Consider the following 19,640-nt stretch of genomic DNA (forward strand, 5'->3'; position numbering starts at 1 on the left):
ACCAGAGCACTGGCAATCATGCGGCTTAAATGGCCGCCCGTTGGAAGGCGACTGCTGGGTTACCTCGGCCTTGCCATGGTGCTGCCCTGGGTGGTCTGGTTTATTGCTGGCCTGCTTGGCTGGGAACCCTCATTGATTACCACCTTCGGCATCCCCGGATTGCGTATTCCCGCATCCTTTGCCATTGGTGGCCTGCTGATTGCCGCAATTGGCTTCTGGCAAGACTAAACTTTTTGGGCAAACTGCGATTAGGTGCCCTAATGTTTCGCTTGTCCGACCTGTTTATATTTCTCGCCGTGGCGATTTCGTTCGCCCTCTCCAGTTATCTCTGGTTCAACGGTTACCGCGAACAGGGCGTATTCACCGCCCTCTGGGTGCCGAGTATTCTCGCTTTTGGCATTTACGTAAAAGTTTCAGCGCTGCTGGCGCGCAGTGAGTAGTCATGTCTGACCAACTGATCTTTTACGTCGGTCTGGCGGTTTTTGTATTGATGCTGATTGGTATCGGCCTGACGGTGTATGCCTTCCACCGCGCGGGAACGGAGCCAGTCACGCCGGCGCGCAAGGGGCAGCGGCGAGAACCGCGCCAGCGCCGTTAATGCGAGCGATTTGATAGAACGAAGAGTCGCCGCCGCTCCAGGTCAAGCGCGCGCCGCGCGGACCTGCCCCAACAGGAAGAACAGGCTTGCAGCCAGCACGATGGACGGCCCCGCGGGGCTGTCCCATACCACCGACATACCAAGGCCGACCACCACAGAAACGCAGCCGATCAGTGATGCGAAACCCGCCATCTGTTCCGGGGTCGCCGACAGGCGACGTGCGGTGGCCGCCGGAATAATCAGCAACGCGGTGATCAGCAGTACACCGACGACTTTCATGGCGATGGCGATCAACAGGGCCAGCATCAACATCAACGCCAGTCGAATTTTATCCACCGGAACCCCTTCCACTGCGGCGAGCTCTTCGTGCAGCGTAAATGCCAGCAGCTTTGGCCACAGGTACCACAGCAAGCCGGCAATGATGACCGCCGCCATCGCCATCAGCAGCAGATCCTGCGACGAAACTGCCAGCAGGTCGCCGAGCAGCAATGACAGCAAATCCACATTGATCTGCAGCAGGCTCATGGTCACGATGCCCAGCGCCAGCATGCTGTGCGAGAGGATGCCCAGCAGGGTATCGACGGAAAGATTCTGACGGCGCTGCAAGTACACCAGCAGCAATGCCAGTACGCAGCTGCTGGCGACCACCGCCAGCGTCGGCTGTATATGCAGTACAAACCCGAGGGTTACCCCGAGCAGGGCAGAGTGCGCCAAGGTATCGCCGAAATAGGCCATGCGCCGCCAGACCGCGAAGCAGCCCAGTGGCCCGCTGACCACCGCCACCAACAGGCCCGCAGCCAGCGCATACCAGAGGAATGTCGAGCTCAGGAGTTGTGACCAGTCCATTAATTGTGTTCCTGCGGGCCGGAGGTCTTGCCCGGCGTCAGTGCGTGCGGATGGTCGTGGTGACAACCGTTATCCACAACGTCACCGCTCAAGTCGTGATGATGATTGTGGTGATGGGTATACAGGGCGAGTTTGTCGCCAAACATTTCAAGGTACACCGGATCTTTGCTCACCTGCTCCGGGTGCCCGTGGCAGCAAATATGTTGATTGAGGCATAACACCCGGTCGGTCGCGGCCATCACCAGGTGCAAATCGTGCGACACCAGCAATACACCGCACTGCAGCTCGTCGCGTAGCTGGGCGATCAACTGGTAGACCTCGCTCTGACCACCGACGTCGACACCCTGGGTGGGTTCATCGAGTACCAGCAGCTGCGGCCTGCGCGCCGCCGCGCGGGCCAGCAATACCCGCTGCATTTCGCCGCCAGACAGGTCGGTAAGGCGGGCGTTGGCCAGGTGCGGGGCTGCCACGCGTTCGAGAGCTGCGGCGACACTGACATCATCGATACCGAGCTGTAAAAAGCGCGAGACGGTCATCGGCATACTGGAGTCGATCTGCAAGCGTTGCGGCATATAACCCAGTCGCAATGCCGGACGCCGCTCGATCGCACCGGAGGTGGGCTTGGTCAGCCCGAGCAACAGGCGCAATAAGGTCGTCTTGCCCGCACCATTGGGGCCAATCACGGTGACGATCTCTGCGGGTCGCAATTCCAGCGTAATATCCCGCAGCAGCTGGCGGCCGCCAATGTTCAGGCCGAGGTCGCGGGCGCGGATGAGCGGGGTGGATGAACTCAGGGGAGGCTCCAGACTGGTTGAAGAGGGGTTTGGCCTCTGCAGAAGCGCGATCGATAATAAAACGGCTGGCGAGTGTAAGCCGCGTATGATTATATCGCACCCCTTTAATCGGTGTGACGTGTGTTCGCCGGCAATTGCGGTCGCTACCGGCCGCCGATTTATCCTTGCCAGCGGTGTTCGGTCTGTTGTTTGGTCTGTTGGTTCGTTTGCCTATGTTCGAGAAGCCATTGGGTGTTGTTTTTGCGCTCGGGTTGATTTTTGCGTCACTGGTGAGTGCCGGTTGCGGTACAAAAGCCCCGGACACCAAGCGTTCTGAAAAGCTGGTGGTAGTAGCGAGCATTGCGCCGCTGGCGATGCTCGCGCGCGAAGTCGTGGGGGATGCGGCTGAGGTCCACCAGCTGGTGCAGGGTGCCGATCCACATCACTATGCGCCCTCGGTAAATGATCGCCTGACCATCGAGGGTGCTCCGCTAGTCGTGTGGATGGGACCCGCGCTGGAATCCGTGCTCGCGCGGCAGATGGCACTGGTGTCCGCGGAACGCCAGCTGGCGCTGCTCGACGATACCAGCCAATTTGAATTCGACGGTTCCGACCCGACCGATCCACACCTGTGGCTGCGTCCGCGTAATGCCTCAGCAATCGCCGCGCGCATCGCCGCGCGGCTCAGTACCCTCGATCCGCAACAGGCTGAAGGTTACCGCCAGCGCGCCCGGGATTTCTCGCGCGCCATGGCCAATCTGCAAAAAGTGCAGGATCGCGCCCTGTGGGCATACAAGGATGTGCCCATCGTCTCGACGCACAAGGCCTACAGCCAGTTCTTTGGCCCCGCCGGCGTGGCGGTGGAAAGTCTGAGTGGGGGGTCAAAGCAGGCCCATGGCGCGCGCACCATGGTGGACAAGATTCGACGTGAAGAGGTTTCCGGGCCCGCCGGTTGCCTGTTTGGCGAGGTCCCCGCGAACGATCGCGATCGTCAGACTGCCAGCCATCTGAATTTGGGCTACCAGGCCCTGGATCCCCTGGGAAGTACGCTGCCGCAAGATGCAGGGTACCGCGCGCTGATGGAAAAGCTGCTGGCGGATGCTCGCCGCTGCCTGAGTACAATTCCCGATAAAAGCGCCCGGCCGCTTCGTCCAGTTTCTGGATTGGACGGAGCAACCGTCAGCTGGGCTCCTGCTCCGACACGCTTTCCTGATTCTGCTCCCGTTGTATTTCGTTAGCCGGTGCCTCCCGGTCGGCTTCCTGTTCCGGCAAAACGGCAGGCGCAAGCGATGATTCCCGCACTGCCTCAGGCGCTTCCGAAACCGACTGAGTGAGCGCCGCTGCGGGCGCTTGCTCAGTGGTTACAGGGTCCGCCGCGGTTGTTTCCAACGCTTCCTGTGCAGATGTTTGTTGCGGTGACTCTTGCGGCGCCTGCTGTTGCGCCAGCTGCTCCTCTGCCGCGCGCATCAACGCTTCAACCTGCTGTTGCTGCACACTGCGTACGTTGTTGAGCAGGGCCTCTCGGTTTGGGTCGCGCAGCATCTCCTGCCGGTACTGCTCGCGGTGTTGTTCCTGAATCAGGTATCGGTTGTCGCTTACTTCCTCTTCCGCAATCAACTCCGGCACCGGATATGCGGTCGCCTCTACATGCTCCATGGTTTCTGCCGCGTAGGCCGAGCCACTTGCGGTTTCCTCTACTGCACCCTCTACGCGGTCTCCTACTGCGCTCTCTACCGCGCCCGGCGCCTGATCTTGCGCGATCACCGTACCGGCGAGCCCCCAAACCAACGCCAGCTGGATCAATATGCGGGATTTCATCTGTTCATGCCTCTCTGCAACTTCCCTATTGCAAGCCTAGAAGCTGTTGCCTGAGTGGGGGGGACACTGCGATGACTCGCGCGGCGGCATCGACAAATGGAGTTGGGCGAGGCAACTTCCGCCGCCGCCGCACGAGCGAAAACTTCTCAAGGCAGGTATCCTGTCGACCTGCGCAAACAGCGCCACATCGCATTCATCTATCTGTCATCGCAACCCGAATTTCTATTTGTCTATGAGCAACGATAAGACCTCTTCTGCGCCACTGATCCTGGTGGACGGCTCCTCCTACCTTTACCGCGCATTCCACGCTCTGCCGCCGCTGGCGACCAGCACCGGCCAGCCCACCGGCGCCGTGCGCGGGGTGATCTCTATGCTGCGCAAGCACCTGAAGGAGCATCCGGACAGCCCAGTGGTGGTGGTATTTGACGCCAAGGGCAAAACCTTCCGCGATGAGCTGTTCGAGGAATACAAGTCGCACCGCCCGCCGATGCCCGACGACCTGCGCGCGCAGATACAGCCGATTCACGACATCATCGATGCCATGGGGCTGCCGCGCCTGGTGATCGACGGGGTTGAGGCAGACGATGTTATCGGCACCCTGGCACTGCAGGGCGCAGAGCAGGGCATGGACGTCATCATCTCCACCGGCGACAAGGATATGGCCCAGCTGGTGCGCCCCGGCGTGACCCTGGTAAATACCATGTCCAATACGGTGATGGACGTGGAGGGAGTAAAGGCCAAATTCGGCGTGGGTCCGGAGCTGATCATCGATTTTCTCGCACTGATGGGCGACAAGGTGGATAACATCCCGGGTGTTCCCGGTGTGGGCGAGAAAACTGCCCTGGCATTGCTGCAGGGGCTCGGTAGCCTCAAGGATATTTACGCCAATCTCGATGGCATTGCGCCGCTCGGCTTCCGTGGGTCCAAGACCCTGGCCAAGAAAATGGAAGAGCACAAGGACGCGGCGGATATGTCCTACGTGCTGGCCACCATCAAGACCGACGTGGAGATGGACTACCAGCCGCAGACCCTCACCAACAGCGAACCGGATAGCGACAAACTGCGCGAACTGTTTACCGCAATGGAGTTTCGCAGCTGGGTCGACGAGCTGGGTGGCGGCGGCGAGGCAACGTCCGCGGCGGTCGCCGCGATAGAGCGCAACTACAGCATTATCCTCGACGAGCAAGAGCTGGATGCCTGGCTGGACAAACTGAAGCAGGCGGACCTGTTTGCCTTCGATACCGAAACCACCAGCCTCAATTACATGCAGGCCAAGCTGGTAGGGGTGAGCTTTGCGGTGGACGCCGGCGAGGCCGCCTACCTGCCCTTGGCCCACGACTATATGGGCGCACCGGCACAGATCGACTTTGCGCGGGCACTGGCCAAACTGAAGCCCATTCTCGAGAGTGATGAATACAAGAAGGTCGGTCAGAACCTGAAGTACGACAGCCACATTCTCGCCAACTACGACATTGAGCTGCGCGGGATTGCCCGCGACACCATGCTCGAATCCTACGTGCTCAACAGCACCGGCAGCCGTCACGATATGGACAGCCTCGCGCAGAAATATCTGGGTGAAGCCACGATCAAGTTCGAAGACATTGCCGGCAAGGGTGCCAAGCAGCTCACCTTCAACCAGATCGAACTGGACAAGGCCGGCCCGTATGCGGCGGAAGATGCGGACATCACCCTGCGCCTGCACCAGGAGCTGAGCGGTCGGCTGGCGCAAGAGCCGAGCCTGGAAAAGGTGCTCGACGAAATTGAAATGCCGCTGGTGCCGGTGCTGACGCACATCGAGCGCAATGGTGCCTATATCGATGCGGCGATGCTGAAACAGCAGTCCGACGAGCTGGACAAGAAAATGCGCGAGCTGGAGCAGCAGGCGTACGACGAGGCGGGTGAGGAATTCAATCTCGGTTCCACCAAACAGCTGGGCGCGATTCTGTTTGAAAAGCTGGAAATTCCGGTGATCAAAAAAACCCCGAAAGGGGCACCGTCTACCGCCGAGCCGGTGCTGCAGGAGCTCGCACTGTCACACAAACTGCCGGCGCTGATTATGCAGTACCGCGGCATGGCCAAGCTGAAGAACACCTATACCGACAAGCTGCCGCAGATGATCGACCCGGTCACTGGGCGGGTACACACCTCCTACCACCAGGCAGTGGCGGCCACCGGGCGCCTGTCGTCCTCGGATCCCAACCTGCAGAACATCCCGATCCGTACCGAAGAGGGCCGTCGCATTCGCCAGGCGTTTGTCGCCGACCCGCGCATCAATGGTGGCAGCGTGATCGTGGCCGCGGATTACTCGCAGATTGAATTGCGCATCATGGCGCATCTGTCGGGAGACAAGGGACTGCTGGATGCCTTCGCCCACGGGGCGGATATTCACCGCGCGACTGCCGCGGAAGTGTTCGAGGTACCGGTGGAAGAGGTCAGCGATGAACAGCGCCGCCGCGCCAAGGCGATCAACTTTGGTTTGATCTACGGCATGAGCGCGTTTGGTCTGGCCAAGCAACTGGATATCCCGCGCGCAGACGCCCAGACCTATATCGACCGCTATTTCGAGCGCTACCCGGGTGTGCTCGCGTATATGGAAAACACGCGCAAGCAGGCCGCCGACAAGGGCTACGTGGAGACCCTGTTCGGTCGCCGCCTGTACCTGCCGGAAATCAATTCCCGCAACGGCATGCAGCGACAGGCTGCGGAGCGCACCGCGATCAACGCGCCCATGCAGGGTACCGCGGCCGATATTATCAAGCGCGCAATGATCAGCGTGGATGCTTGGTTGCGCGAGGCGCAGCTGAAAACCCGGCTAATCATGCAGGTACACGATGAACTGGTACTGGAAGTGCCGGCTGATGAGCGTGAAGTGGTGGTGCAGCGGATTCCGGAATTGATGCAGGCTGCAGCAGAACTGGATGTGCCGCTGATTGCCGATCTGGGTGAGGGCGCGAACTGGGACGAGGCGCACTGAGTCGGTCAGCAATTTTTTAAAAATTTTTGCGATTTTTTCGCTTTCCGCGGAACTACTCGATAAGGGGCCTCTCTAACTAAGCAAGATCGTTGGATTGCAACATCATCCCCAAAGCTTAGTCAGAAGCCCCTCGCCCCGAAGATACCCCCATCGGGGCTTTTTTTTGCCTGAAATTTGCGCTGCGTAGGTCGATATAACGTGTAGAGTGCCTGAGGCTGTATCAAAAAGGCTTGGTTATTTAATCAACAGGAATAGAGTTTTTTGACGCGCGGCGAGGAATAAAGTCTCAGAAACAGAATTTTTTGCCCGCAAAAAAGCCATGGGTGGGATACAGTTGCCGCGTCCGCATTGCGAAAAAAGAGTGGGGAACCTTTCAGGCCCAGCTTAGTCTTTGGACTATAGGATTTGGTTTGAAGGCATCGCAGAGGATGCAGTGGAATTTGGGTGAGAACCCAAGGTCGCACCCGTCCCCCTGGGTGCGGCTCCCAAGTGCCCCTCCCCAAGGGCACTGACCCCTAGCCGGCAGCTGCAATCTGCCGGCTTTTTTTTGCCTCCAGTTCTTGAAGGCGCTTATCGGGCCTGCGCGGCCCGGGAAAACATCCTGTGAGCTGCTCATCGCCCGGGTTGGCTAAAAAATAAGCGGCTTACATTGAGTTTAGACGAAATTTGGCGGTGCAATTCACGCGCCTGGCTGTTCCGCCTCGGCGTCGTCCTGGGGCAGCGCCAGCCACTGGTTCAACTGGCGCTCGAGCTTGTCGAGGCCCTTGCGCTTGGGTGCGGAAAAAATCTGTACCGTAACGTTGTGGTCCAGCTCGAGTGCCTTCAATTCCTTCTCTACGGCAAAGCGCGTGTTATTGGCGGGGCCATTCTTCAGTTTGTCGGCCTTGGTCAGCAGGATATGTGCGGGCAGGCCCGACTTGACTGCCCAGTTCAGCATCTGCAAATCGAACTCTTTCAGCGGCTGGCGAATGTCCATCAACAGTACCAGCCCCTTCAGGCATTGGCGATTCTCCAGATAAAACGCCAGATTGCGTTGCCACTCGTCCTTCATTGCACGCGCCACCTTGGCGTAGCCGTAGCCCGGCAGGTCGACCAGACGCTGGGATTCGCTCAGGTGGAAGAAGTTGATCAGCTGGGTGCGTCCGGGCGTCTTGGAGGTCCGTGCCAACTTATTGTTGTCGGTGAGTGCATTAATCGCACTGGACTTGCCGGCATTGGAGCGGCCGGCGAAGGCTACTTCGGCGCCAGAATCCACCGGGCACTCCGCCAAGGTGGGTGCGCTGATCAGAAATTCAGCGTGGCGGAAATTGATTCGTTTAACATTGGCTTCAGACATGGGACTTCCCGGTACACTCAGATGGCGCGCAAGTATATAATGCCGCGGTTTTATCGTCGCTGATGGTTTAAGGGCGTTTGGGTGCCGCCAGCAGCGAAGATGGGTGCAAAACTTCAGCGCGCAACAGGACGACGTATGAACAGCATTATAAAGAAGGCCGCTCTGGCTTTGGGGATGGTAGCTTTCGCCCAGGTGGGACACGCTGCCGGTGATGCCAGTGCGGGGCAGGCAAAGGCTGCGACCTGTGTGGCTTGTCATGGTGCGGACGGTAACAGCCCGGCGCCGACTTTCCCGAAAATTGCCGGTCTCGGCGAAAAGTACCTGCTCAAGCAGTTGCGTGACGTGAAGAGCGGTGCGCGGTCCATTCCAGAAATGACCGGTCAGCTCGATAACATGAGCGATCAGGACCTGCAGGATATCGCTGCTTTCTACGCTTCGCAGAACATCCAGATTTCCGGTTCTACCGCCTTCTCGGTGATGCTGAATAACGGTGACAACGTGGACGGCCTGGCGCTGGGCCGCGAGATCTACCGCGCAGGCAACAGCGAAACCGGTGTACCCGCGTGCATGGGCTGCCACTCGCCTACCGGCCTGGGTAACGCACCCGCCGCGTACCCGCGTTTGTCTGGTCAGTATGCCGAATACGTGGAGAAGCAGCTGAAGGCTTTCCGCGCAGGCACCCGTGCCAACGATGGTGATACCCGCATTATGCGCACCGTGGCACGCCAGCTGTCCGACGCCGAGATCAAGGCTGTCGCGAACTACGTAGCGGGCCTGACCGAGTAATCGGTAGCCAGTTGCGAAAAAGGCCGGTCAGTGACCGGCCTTTTTGTTTCCCCCTGCCGAACCCGGCTTGCACCGACCGTTGGGAACTTCAATAATTTCCGCGGTCTATATTCAGCCAGGAGTCAGCTGAGCCCGAGCATACTTTGGCCTTACAGCTGCAGGCACACAGAATAAATTTTGGAGTAACTCTTTATGAAAGCCGTCGTCGCACTCTTTACCATGCTGCTGAGCCTGGCAGCCTGCGCCCAGGAAGCCCCGGGCAAGTTCAAGGCCGGTCAGCACTACGAAGTACTGCCGCAGGCCGTTGCCCAGGACGACGACAGCAAGATCGAAGTGACCGAACTGTTCTGGTATGGCTGCGGCCACTGCTATCACTTTGAGTCTCCGCTGAAAAAGTGGCAGAAAACCATGCCCGCCGATGTGGCGCTGAAGAAGATCCCGGCCATCTGGCAGCCGGTGATGGAGATCCACGCGCGTATGTTCTACGTGGCGGACGCCATGGGTGCGCTGGACAAGGTGCACGACCCGATCTTTGCCGCCATCGCCCAGCAGCGCAAAATGTTCGCCACCCGCGACGGTCGCGACTGGAAAGCCGATGATGCCGCCATTGAAGCGCTGTTCAACGATGCCGGTGCCGACGGCGCCAAAGCGGTGAAATTGATGAATGGCTTCGCGATCAACAGCAAGGTCAAACAGGGCCAGGCGAAACAGCGTGCCTACAAACTGACCGGTACCCCGGAAATGGTTGTTGCCGGTAAATACCGCATCAGCACCTCGCTGCCGGGTATCAAGGGCAAGTCCAACGGGCAGGAGATCATGCTGGATGTGGTCGACTTCCTGGTCGAGAAAGAGCGTGCCGAGAAAGGCTAATTGCCCCGGCGCACCCCGCTCGCAAAACCCCGCAACTGCGGGGTTTTTTATTGCCTGAACTTCCCTGCGTCGGCGCACTGCTAGGCTAACAATGGGTACCGTCACCGATTTTGCCAGTGCCAGAATGCGCAATTTGCCCCCACCACTATTGATTGCTCTGCTGCTCAGCCTCTGGGGTGGCTGGCTGCAGGCCATGGCGCAGATACCGCAAGAACCGCTGGTCGAGGAGCAGCTGCCCGAGCAGCAGACACCGGTGGATATTGCCGCGCGCGCAGTGAGCCTGCTGTCGTTTGTCGCGGTGGATTATCCCGACGCGGTCAACGGCGGCAATGTCCTCGACCGGGGGCTATATCGACAAACCCGCGAAAACGCAGAGCTGGCTACGGACCTGGTCGCGGGGCTGCCCGACCGGCCGGGGCGCACCCAATTGCTCAATACATTGCAGACGCTGCAAGCGGCTATTTCCGACAAAGACACCGCGGAGCTGGTACGCCGCCGTGCCAACACCGCGGCCGACCGCCTGGCCGCGCTCTATCAACTGCCGCGCTCCCCGGCCGAACCCCTGCCTGCCGCCAGTGAGGCAAACGCCCTGTATCGCGATCGCTGCCAGCACTGCCATGGGGAAAATGGGTTAGCCGGGCAACCGGAACGCGCCCTGAATGATCCCGCGCGCATGGTGAACCTGAGTCTTTACGATTTTTACAATGTGCTGGAGCCCACCCGTAACGATGCCCATGATGAAGCCGTGGACGGCGACCTCAGCAGTCGCCAGCGCTGGGCGCTGGCGGTCAAGGTGGCCAGCTTCAGCGCACCGCAGGTGGCACCATCCCGCAAACTTGCCGAACAGTACCCGGCGCTGGTCGGCCTTCCCGGCATGGCGGTGTTGCGTCCGTCTGAGCTTCCCGAACCCGCGCGTGCATCGCTGATGTGGTGGCGCGCCCACCCGGAGCAGACTCGTGCGCTGCAACACCCGCTGGCCCGGGCCGCGGGCCTGATCTATCTGGCGCAGATTGCCTATCGCGGTGGTGACCCCGCCGGCGCCTATCACAAACTCATGTTGGCCCTGCGCAGTGGTTACTTGCCGGCGCGCGCAGAGTTGGCCGAACGGGATCCGGCGCTCGCAATCCAGCTCGAGCAGCAGTGGCAGGCGCTGCGCGAGGCCATTCTCGCGCGCGCGCCGGCCAATGAGGTGATCGAGCAGTTTCAGCGTTTGCTGGCCAGTGTGGTGCAGGGCCGGGAACTGCTGCAGCCGACAAGTGGCAGTGTCATTTATGTATGGGCGGGACTTTTGTTTGTTGCCGCGCTGACGCTGGGCCTGATGCTGTGGTTTGGTTTGCGTCGTCGGCGTAAAACATAGGTTTGTTTCCCTCACTAAAGGCGAGTTCCTTAGGCTGGGCTGACGCGAAAACAAAGAAAATTGTCGCATTCGCTGCCACTGTTGAGATTTACGACTAGGCTTTTAATTAGGTTGTGCAAATAACCGCCAGTCGTTGAACCCAACAGAGAAGAGTGCCGCATGAAGTTGTTGCGTCAGTTGTCCTTCCGTCCCGTTCTCGTATCCCTGCTGCAATCCTACGCCCTGACCTTTGCAGTGTTCCTGATTCTTCCCGCATTCGCCTCCGCACAGGAGCAGACCGGCAACCAGGCTGCGGCCAAACGCTGGGTCGGCAACTGGCTGGTGGTGGGGCAGGGGGATGAGCAGCTGGTTTGGCAGCTCCACGCCGATGGTACCGGCTTTGCGCACGGTTTCCGTGCTGACGGTCAGCTTACCCATGGCTTCGCAATTTCCTGGCGTATCAACGGTGATACGGTGCGAATCCGTACCGGCGGCACCCTGCATTGCAACAGCGGCATGGTTTACGCGCAGTTTACCGGTTGGAGCGCGGTCACCTTAGACTTCAACGTGATCGACGGGCGTCATTGGCGCCAGCATAACGGTGGCATCCTTGCCTTCCAGCGTCGCCTCGCCGACTGGGAAACACCCAACCACGGCGCCGAGTGCCCCAATCTGTACGATCGCGAGCGGAAAGAGACCCCGCAGACCGCCTCGGCCGGCAATTGAAGCCGGAGCGTATAGGGCAGTGCTGGTCAATCTAGCCATGATCAATGCACGGGCCAGCGCAATGGCCAAGAAAGCGTCCAGCCTGCGGCCGGGGAAGGAAGTCCCCCGCCGGGGTCCAAGGGACTGGCATTCATCTCAGGGAAGAATAAAGCGCAAGCGGAGCCTGGCAGTCATGCAGCAACGCTTTATTCACAAGCTACTGGTTACCAGTAGGCAAACTCTGATTGCGGCAAGGTCCGTGTTGGTGAGTGCCTTTCTATTGTCATCGACAGCGCTATTGTCATCGACTGCGGCGGTTGCGGCACCCGACTCCGCTGCCAAACCCAGCAAGGAATTGCAGTCGCAAGCGTCCGGGCAGACAGCCGGGCGCGAGCAACAAGGCCAGTATCCCGGTTGGGAAGTGGAATCGCGCTTGCAGGCCGGGCAGTGGGTAGGCAATTGGTTGATTTCCCGCGATGGCGAAGCGCAGCATGTGTGGAGCCTGAACAAGGATGGAACTGGTCGCTCCTACGCATTCAATCGCCATGGCGATGAGATGAAGTTTGCCTACGGCTACGACATAAGCTGGTACTTCGACCCACATACCCAGATGGCCAATATTAAAACCGAGCGCCGCATTGTGTGCCGGGGTGGCCGCGTGTATCCGTACTTCCTCACTCTCAAGTCTTACGAAAGCGATTATGCGGTAAAGGGAAAGTTTGCCTGGCAGACCACCTGGACCGAAGCCAGCATCGGCCGCAACTATCTGCATAAATCCCTGGTTGTTTTCGTCGCACCTCTATCCGGTTGGCACAATCCGGAGAAAAACGCCCCCTGTCCGATTTTCCCGCGCATGGATGTGGAGAAAGATATCGACCTGGCGCTCGACCGATGGGAACAGGAAGCGCAACAGAGTGAACACGAGCAATTGGTCGATACCACCCCGGTAGAAGGGGAGCCGGAATTTACCGGCGAAGATTTCGGACCGGCAGTGGCTGAGCCCAAGGGCAAAGTGCCAGGCCAGAAAGCATCGTCAAAAAGCAAAACCGCCAAGGCGCGGGTGAAAGACAAATCCGGGAGAGACCGCCGATGAATGCTCAGGTAAAAATCGACCAGCTGCTATTGCGGCTGACCCCGATCCTCGATCGCGAAGTACTCGGGCTGTGTGTGCTGGATGAGGCCCAACTGGTGCAACACCTGGCACATTGCCGGTGTATCTTCCGCGAGCGCGAAGGGATTACCGCATTGCTGCCCACACATCTTGCCGAGCAGGCGCAGTTATCGGTGAGTGAGGATTACCGGCAAATTACTTTGCAGTTTGTTCATGGTGTGGAGGCGCCCGGCCTCACCGCCATAATTTTGCGTGAGCTCGCTGATGCCGGGGTCCAGGCCAATGTGGTTTCTGCGCGCTATCACGAACACATCCTGGTGCGCGCGCGCGATGCCAGACATGCGATGCAGATCCTGTATGGCATCAGCAATCGTCTGCAGTACTCCTAGGAAGTAGACACCGTTTCTATTCTCCGTCCAGATGTTTAGGTCTGGGCGGGGTTCGCCGATGGCAGGGAGCGCCCCTGGGCAAGACGTCTTATCGAGGAGTGCGCTGCCGACCATGCATATCGCCTATCCGCCGCCACTGCCCCACGGCCCGATCCGCCAGTTGCTGCCGGATTTCTTCGTGGTGCGTGGCCAGGCCCGCGTTGCGCCGGGGGTGCTGGTCAATCGCAATATGGGCATTGTGCGCATTGACGATGATTTGCTACTGGTCAATCCGATACGTCTCACCCGCTTGCAGGAAGAGCGCCTGTGCGACCTCGGCAACGTGCGTCAGGCGGTGCGCCTTGGATACTTCTTTGGCTGCGATGATCTCTATTACCGCGATCGCTTCAATGTATTTTTCTGGCGGCAACACCACTCCGATTACTACCCAGTTCCCGCCGCCGATGAATTTCTGCAAGAGGGTGGCAGCTGCCCGATTCCGGATGGCCAGGTATTTGAATTCAGCCACAGCGAGATTCCCGAGGCTGCACTGTATGTCCCTAACTCCGGTGGGCTGCTTCTTACCGGGGACTCCCTGCAATACTGGAGCAGCTGGACGGCCTGCAACTGGGCCGGGCGCTGGGCGCTGCGCCTGAGTGGCATGCATCGGGGTATGCAGGTATCGCCGGCCTGGTGCCGTCGCGCCACCCCGCAGGGGGAAAACTATCAGCGCTGGCTCGCTACCGACTTCCAGCGGCTGCTCGACCTGCCGTTCCAGCATATGCTCGCCGGTCACGGTGATTTCTGTGCAGACCGCGCCCACGAACTCGCCGAGCGTGCGGTAGCGGCGAGTTTTTCCGCATCTCTCAAGGCACGCAATACCCGCGATACGCGGCACTGATCGCAAAACCTGTGCAGAGCAATCGCCGGTGTCGCGCGCGGCGCCGTGATAAGCTGGGGGCGTTTCGAATTTTAGAATGAGCCCAGCATGTCCCGCTTCAGCGCCATCCGTGTCATCGCCTTAAAAGCACCGCAATCCTTGCGGCCAGTTTCCCGGTTTGTTCCTCTCCTAGTCGTAGGACTGCTGAGCGCCTGTGTGGGGCTCAGCCAGCTACCCGAGATACCTCGTGCAGACATGGAGCGCATGCGTGCGGATGTGGAATTTCTGGCGGACGACCGGTTACAGGGGCGGGAAACCGGTTCTGCCGGCTACCAGCAGGCGGCGAACTATGTGGCTGCGCGGTTTGCCGAGCTCGGGCTAGTCTCCATCACCGGAGAGGATTACTTCCAGCAGGTGCCCCTGCGCAAAGCGCTCTGGGATCCAGGTGCGGCGACACTGGTGCTGCACAGTCGCGAGGGCGACATCACCTTTGACCTGGGGGTGGATTTTCTTGCTGCTCCCTCTGCGGCGCATCGCGATAGCACGACTACCGCGGGCCTGGTGTTTGTCGGCTTTGGTATCGATGCACCCGCCTATGGCATCGATGACTATGCCGGACTCGACGTGCAGGGAAAAATTGTTGTGTACCTGTCCGGACGCCCACAGCATCTACCAAATGAGGTGGGTGCCCACTTCGCATCCAACCGCACGAAACAACGGACGGCCGCTCGCCGTGGTGCAGTTGGCACCATTAGCCTGAATACCCCGATGCGGGAATTGCGTCGCCCATTCGCGGCTTCTACCAAGCATCTGCAGGATCCGCGCTGGGACTGGCTGCGTGCCGATGAAACACCGGGCAATGCTATCCAGCGCCTGCAGCCCGGTGTCATGCTCGATATGCCAGCTGCCAAGCAGTTGTTTATGGGCGCCGCGCGCAGCCTTGATACCATTTTTACTGAAATTGAAAATGGCCTGGTGCCACAGGGATTTTCCCTGCCCGATACCGCCACCCTGACCAGCAGCGCCAAGCACCAGCGCATCTCCAGCCCCAATGTTGTGGGCCTGTTGCCGGGGCAGGATCCCCAGCTCAAACACGAGTACATCATCTTTTCCGCGCATCTGGATCATATCGGCATTGAGCCGGACACCAATCTTGTTAATAACGGCGCACAGGATAATGCCGCCGGCATAGCCGTGATGCTGGAGGTAGCGCGGCTATTTGCCGCAGCGGAGCATGGGCCCCGGCGTTCCATTCTGTTTGTCGCGGTAACCGCAGAGGAGGAGGGCCTGCTTGGCTCCGATTACTTTGCCCAGCACCCACCGGTTGCCCCAAGCTCCATGGTGGCCAACATCAATCTCGATATGCCGATGCTGCTGTATCCGTTCCGCGACGTCATCGCCTTCGGTGCCGAGCATTCGAGCCTGGGCGAAACCACCGCCCGTGCCGCGCGCCGTGCCGGTCTTAAACTCAGTCCTGACCCCATGCCCGAACAGGTCATCTTTGTGCGTAGCGACCATTACAGTTTCGTACGCCAGGGCATCCCAGCGATTTACCTGATCACCGGCCGCGAGGCCATCGACAGCGAGATCGACGGCAGTCACGCACAAATCCAGTTCCTGCGCGACCACTACCACAGACCCAGCGATCAGTCAGATGCGGGAATCAACTACATTGCGGCGCAGCAGTTTGCCGAAGTGAATTACGCAATTGCGCGTGATGTGGCGGATTCAACGCAGAAACCACGCTGGAATCAGGGTGATTTTTTTGGCGAACTCTATGAGTCTGGTGATTGAAATGACTAGATATGGCTATGCGAGTGCAATATGAACTCTCAATAAATGTGATGCGGGTCACGTTCTGCGTGTTAGTATTGGGCATCAGATACGTAAATCAGTTTCTGATGAGCCTGTAGGCAGTGGTCCACCTGAACTTATAAAAATATTCGTTAGCAATCTAATCATATGAAAAAACTGTTAATTCTCGTTGTAGCACTTGCAGCTACTGCTTGTGCAATGCCGCAATATAAAAATATCCCCATTGAATCTGGTGATAGTTCGAAGGGATATAATTACGGGCGCGAATTCATCATGCTGGGAGGGTCGAAAGGCACCTTAACGATATCGGCAGGTGAGATCACGGATGCAAATGCTCGACAAATTTTTACACTTACCTTCACTAACGGGACATTGAAGCCGATAACAATAATGGATGGTGACGTTACGGCGTATGTTGATAATGCGATCCACCCAATCCTCACGACAGAACAAATGGTCGCCCAAGCCAAAAAAGCAGCTGCATGGCGTGCTGTTGCGGTAGGTTTATCAGCTGCAGGAAATGCGATGAACGCGGCTAATGCTGGATATGGGAGCGCATATACGACGAGTTCTGCAACCGCATATGGGAGCAATGGAACTTATGCAAATGCATATGGTTCGAGTTATACGTCATACTATGATCCTGTCGCGGCCCAACTAGCTCAGGCGAGAGCAGATCAACAAAATGCAGAGTTGATTTCTGCCATGGATGCTGAGCATTCGGCAGCAATTAGCTTTGCATATGACAATGGTTTAAAGCCTCATACTATTGCGCCAGGCGAAACCTACCAAAGTAATTTCGTTCTAAATCCAATAAAAATCGCTAAGGGGCATGCAGATCGGAACCTATTATTTGAAGTCGATATTGATGGTGAGCTTTATTCGGTAGACTTTATTCGCCGCAGAATTCAATAAATAAAGCTTGGATCTGCAAGAAGCGTTCTCAGATGCTGCTGATACATCCTTCTCTGCTCTTCCCAAAAGATCGTGGAGTAATCCCGGTTTTTGGTAACGCGGCGGCATGGCCCGAGTCGTCGCACCGGGTATGACCGCAAAGCGAGTCTCTTGTGAGGCTCGCTTTTTTTGTGCCTCGAATTCGCCCCGTCGCAAACCGATTACCGCAAGACGCACCCCGGTAGGCACAGCACTTGCACCTGTGAGACTATCGAGGAGTAGTACAAAAAATGTGCCTGTACTGACAGGAAAGACGATCCTGAATAGGAAAAAATAATGAAAAAAGCCTTTGTAATCAGTGCACTGCTGCTGGCAACAGCAGGGTGTGACCAGAAAGTAGAAAACCCGCAACCGCAGACAGCGGCGATGAAATCCGGGATCAACCTGGAAAACATGGATACGAGTGTGCGCCCGGGCGATGATTTCAACGCATATGTTAATGGCAATTGGTTGGCGAATACCGAAATTCCTGCCGACAAGGCCACTTACGGTAGTTTCCATATCCTGCGCGACCAGGCACAAGAGCATGTGCGCAAGATAATCGAGGAATCAGCGGCCGCCAGTCATGAGGATGGCACCGACCAGCAGAAGGTGGGTGGTCTATATCGCTCATTTATGGATCTGGAAACGCGCAATGCGCTTGGGGCGCAGCCACTCATCGAAAGTTTCGCGCGCATCGATGAAGTTTCAAGTCACGCGGAGCTCGCTGTCTATTTTGCCCAGGCCAACAAACTGGGGCACGACCTGCCTTTCACCGTCGGCCAGTATGCCGATTTCAAAGATCCCAATGTGTATATGATTTACGCCTGGCAGGGTGGCCTGGGTATGCCGGATCGCGAGTACTACTTTAAAGAAGGCGATAAGTCGGAGCAGGTGCGCGCTGCCTACCTGAAACATATTGCCAAGATGCTGGCGCTCACCGGTATCAGCAGTGAAGAATCCAGCGGTCAAATCGCGCAGGGTATTTATGATCTCGAGATGACGCTCGCCGCGCAACATATGAAGAAGGAAAAAACCCGGGACATGGTTGCGCTGTACAACCCGGTGGCCCTGGCTGAGTTGCCGGAATTGATGCCCAATTTTAACTGGCAGGGGTTTGTTGCAACGGCAGGTATTACTGAGCTGGAAAATCTGGTGGTGACCCAGCTCGATTATATGCGAGAGCTGGATACCATTATCAGCGAGACCAGTATCGACGCCTGGAAGCCTTATCTGAAGTGGAGCGCTGCACGCCATGCCGCGCCTTATCTCGATGAGGCCATCTATGCGCAGCATTTTGACTTTAACAGTCGCACTTTGCACGGGGTGGAAGAGCCGCGCCAGCTGTGGCGTCGTGGTGTGAATCTAGTGAATCAGCACCTGGGTGAAGTCGTCGGTAAGGTGTACGTGAAGGAGCACTTCCCACCGGAAGCCAAAGCGCGAATGCAGGAACTGGTCGCCAACCTGATCAAAGCCTATGAAGTCAGCATCAAGGAACTCGACTGGATGGGCGAAGCGACGAAGCAGGAAGCCCTCGACAAGCTGTCCAAGTTTACTCCGAAAATTGGCTATCCGGATAAGTGGCGTGACTATTCGGCTCTCACCATTAGCGGCGACGACCTCTACGGCAATATGCAGCGATCCGCTTTGTTCAATTACGCCGAAATGCTGGAAAAGCAAAAGGGACCGGTTGCCAAGCATGAGTGGGCCATGACGCCCCAGACGGTGAATGCCTACTACAACCCACCTTTAAACGAAATCGTATTTCCTGCCGCAATTTTGCAGCCCCCATTTTTCAATATGGAAGCGGATGATGCAGTGAACTACGGCGGTATTGGTGCAGTGATCGGTCACGAAATCGGCCATGGCTTTGATGATTCCGGCAGCACGTTTGATGGTGACGGTGTGCTGCGCAACTGGTGGACGGAGGAAGATAAATCCGAATTCAAAGACCGCACCGCGCAGTTGATTGATCAGTACAGTGCGTTCGCACCTTTTGACGACCTCCACATCAACGGTGAATTTACCCTTGGCGAGAATATTGGCGACCTGGGTGGCCTGAGTATTGGCTTGCTGGCTTACCAAATGTCTCTTGACGGCAAAGAAGCTCCGGTACTCGACGGCTTTACCGGTGAGCAACGGGTGTTCCTGGGCTACGGGCAAATTTTTCAGGGCAAGTATCGCGAAGAGGCAATGCGCAACCTGATCAACACCGATCCACATGCACCGTCCGAGTTTCGGATTAACGGTGCCGTGCGCAACGTGCCGGAGTTCTATAGCGCATTTGGTGTGAAAGAAGGTGATGCGCTGTATCTGAAACCCGACGAGCGCGTCAAAATCTGGTAAGTGTTCTCTGGCTTAAGCCATTACGCGAAACACAGCGGGCACATTAAGCGGAAGTAAAAAGCCCGGAGCCTGGGGGATTTAACTCATACCAGCTCCGGGAAGCTTCTATTGGGCGGCCATTCGATGCTTGGGGCAGGCCGCCCAT

At 58.0% G+C, this 19,640-nt stretch carries 19 protein-coding genes; 15 read left to right on the top strand and 4 right to left on the bottom strand.

The genetic code is table 11. The features are described from left to right. The first annotated feature begins 18 nt into the window (after positions 1-18). Genes AS89_RS18595 through AS89_RS18750 form a run of 3 tightly spaced genes read left to right on the top strand, consistent with a single transcriptional unit; the run spans position 19 to position 598 of the window. Positions 19-228 carry a hypothetical protein gene (locus AS89_RS18595; protein WP_138976363.1) on the top strand — a complete coding sequence of 70 codons (210 nt, stop codon included), beginning with the start codon at positions 19-21 and terminating at the stop codon, positions 226-228. 32 nt (positions 229-260) lie between these two features. Next, complete coding sequence (locus tag AS89_RS0104275; protein WP_029249779.1) at positions 261-440, top strand: hypothetical protein; 180 nt, start codon at positions 261-263, stop codon at positions 438-440. 2 nt (positions 441-442) lie between these two features. Continuing rightward, complete coding sequence (locus AS89_RS18750; RefSeq protein ID WP_158217336.1) at positions 443-598, top strand: hypothetical protein; 156 nt, start codon at positions 443-445, stop codon at positions 596-598. A 42-nt stretch (positions 599-640) separates the two neighbouring features. Here AS89_RS18750 and AS89_RS0104285 read toward each other — a convergent pair whose 3' ends face one another. Both AS89_RS0104285 and znuC read right to left on the bottom strand, forming a co-directional pair. Next, a complete protein-coding gene (locus AS89_RS0104285) occupies positions 641-1,444 on the bottom strand; it encodes an iron chelate uptake ABC transporter family permease subunit (RefSeq protein ID WP_010131132.1) in 804 nt (267 codons plus the stop codon). After that, complete coding sequence (znuC, locus tag AS89_RS16875; RefSeq protein ID WP_050901637.1) at positions 1,444-2,238, bottom strand: zinc ABC transporter ATP-binding protein ZnuC; 795 nt, start codon at positions 2,236-2,238, stop codon at positions 1,444-1,446. Before znuC ends, AS89_RS0104285 begins: the two co-directional genes overlap by 1 nt. A gap of 212 nt (positions 2,239-2,450) precedes the next feature. Here znuC and AS89_RS0104295 point away from each other — a divergent pair, with 212 nt between their 5' ends. After that, entirely contained in the window at positions 2,451-3,455 is a 1,005-nt protein-coding gene (locus tag AS89_RS0104295; protein WP_100169248.1) for a metal ABC transporter substrate-binding protein, read from the top strand. Here the strand turns inward: AS89_RS0104295 and AS89_RS0104300 are convergent. Next, complete coding sequence (locus AS89_RS0104300) at positions 3,397-4,035, bottom strand: hypothetical protein (RefSeq protein WP_010131135.1); 639 nt, start codon at positions 4,033-4,035, stop codon at positions 3,397-3,399. The two genes, AS89_RS0104295 and AS89_RS0104300, sit on opposite strands and share 59 nt — an antisense overlap. Before the next feature lie 232 nt (positions 4,036-4,267). Between AS89_RS0104300 and polA the strand changes: the two genes are divergently transcribed. Next, complete coding sequence (gene polA / locus AS89_RS0104305; RefSeq protein WP_010131136.1) at positions 4,268-7,009, top strand: DNA polymerase I; 2,742 nt, start codon at positions 4,268-4,270, stop codon at positions 7,007-7,009. Between the two features lie 679 nt (positions 7,010-7,688). On the opposite strand, the gene yihA is transcribed toward polA, so the two are convergent. Next, on the bottom strand, positions 7,689-8,345 hold the full coding sequence (gene yihA, locus AS89_RS0104310) for a ribosome biogenesis GTP-binding protein YihA/YsxC (protein ID WP_010131137.1): 657 nt from the start codon (positions 8,343-8,345) through the stop codon (positions 7,689-7,691). A 135-nt stretch (positions 8,346-8,480) separates the two neighbouring features. Between yihA and AS89_RS0104315 the strand changes: the two genes are divergently transcribed. From AS89_RS0104315 to AS89_RS0104360, 10 genes are all read left to right on the top strand, one after another. Continuing rightward, positions 8,481-9,131: a c-type cytochrome gene (locus AS89_RS0104315; RefSeq protein WP_010131139.1), complete on the top strand. Its 651-nt coding sequence runs from the start codon at positions 8,481-8,483 to the stop codon at positions 9,129-9,131. A gap of 192 nt (positions 9,132-9,323) precedes the next feature. Further along, positions 9,324-10,001: a thiol:disulfide interchange protein DsbA/DsbL gene (locus AS89_RS0104320; protein WP_010131140.1), complete on the top strand. Its 678-nt coding sequence runs from the start codon at positions 9,324-9,326 to the stop codon at positions 9,999-10,001. A 124-nt stretch (positions 10,002-10,125) separates the two neighbouring features. Continuing rightward, positions 10,126-11,358 carry a hypothetical protein gene (locus tag AS89_RS0104325; protein WP_138976364.1) on the top strand — a complete coding sequence of 411 codons (1,233 nt, stop codon included), beginning with the start codon at positions 10,126-10,128 and terminating at the stop codon, positions 11,356-11,358. A 159-nt stretch (positions 11,359-11,517) separates the two neighbouring features. Next, the gene (locus tag AS89_RS0104330; protein ID WP_010131142.1) at positions 11,518-12,063 is read left to right on the top strand and encodes a hypothetical protein; all 546 of its coding nucleotides are present in this window, start codon (positions 11,518-11,520) and stop codon (positions 12,061-12,063) included. A gap of 172 nt (positions 12,064-12,235) precedes the next feature. Beyond that, positions 12,236-13,135: a hypothetical protein gene (locus tag AS89_RS0104335; RefSeq protein ID WP_010131143.1), complete on the top strand. Its 900-nt coding sequence runs from the start codon at positions 12,236-12,238 to the stop codon at positions 13,133-13,135. After that, entirely contained in the window at positions 13,132-13,542 is a 411-nt protein-coding gene (locus tag AS89_RS16880) for an ACT domain-containing protein (protein ID WP_010131144.1), read from the top strand. Before AS89_RS0104335 ends, AS89_RS16880 begins: the two co-directional genes overlap by 4 nt. Positions 13,543-13,654: 112 nt before the next feature. Further along, positions 13,655-14,422: a hypothetical protein gene (locus AS89_RS0104345; RefSeq protein ID WP_029249780.1), complete on the top strand. Its 768-nt coding sequence runs from the start codon at positions 13,655-13,657 to the stop codon at positions 14,420-14,422. 87 nt (positions 14,423-14,509) lie between these two features. Continuing rightward, complete coding sequence (locus AS89_RS0104350) at positions 14,510-16,195, top strand: M28 family metallopeptidase (protein ID WP_100169246.1); 1,686 nt, start codon at positions 14,510-14,512, stop codon at positions 16,193-16,195. A 168-nt stretch (positions 16,196-16,363) separates the two neighbouring features. Next, positions 16,364-17,131 carry a hypothetical protein gene (locus AS89_RS0104355; RefSeq protein ID WP_010131146.1) on the top strand — a complete coding sequence of 256 codons (768 nt, stop codon included), beginning with the start codon at positions 16,364-16,366 and terminating at the stop codon, positions 17,129-17,131. Between the two features lie 315 nt (positions 17,132-17,446). Beyond that, a complete protein-coding gene (locus AS89_RS0104360; RefSeq protein ID WP_010131147.1) occupies positions 17,447-19,495 on the top strand; it encodes a M13 family metallopeptidase in 2,049 nt (682 codons plus the stop codon). Positions 19,496-19,640: the final 145 nt, after the last annotated feature.

Source organism: Microbulbifer agarilyticus S89 (assembly GCF_000220505.1).
Lineage (GTDB): Bacteria > Pseudomonadota > Gammaproteobacteria > Pseudomonadales > Cellvibrionaceae > Microbulbifer > Microbulbifer agarilyticus_B.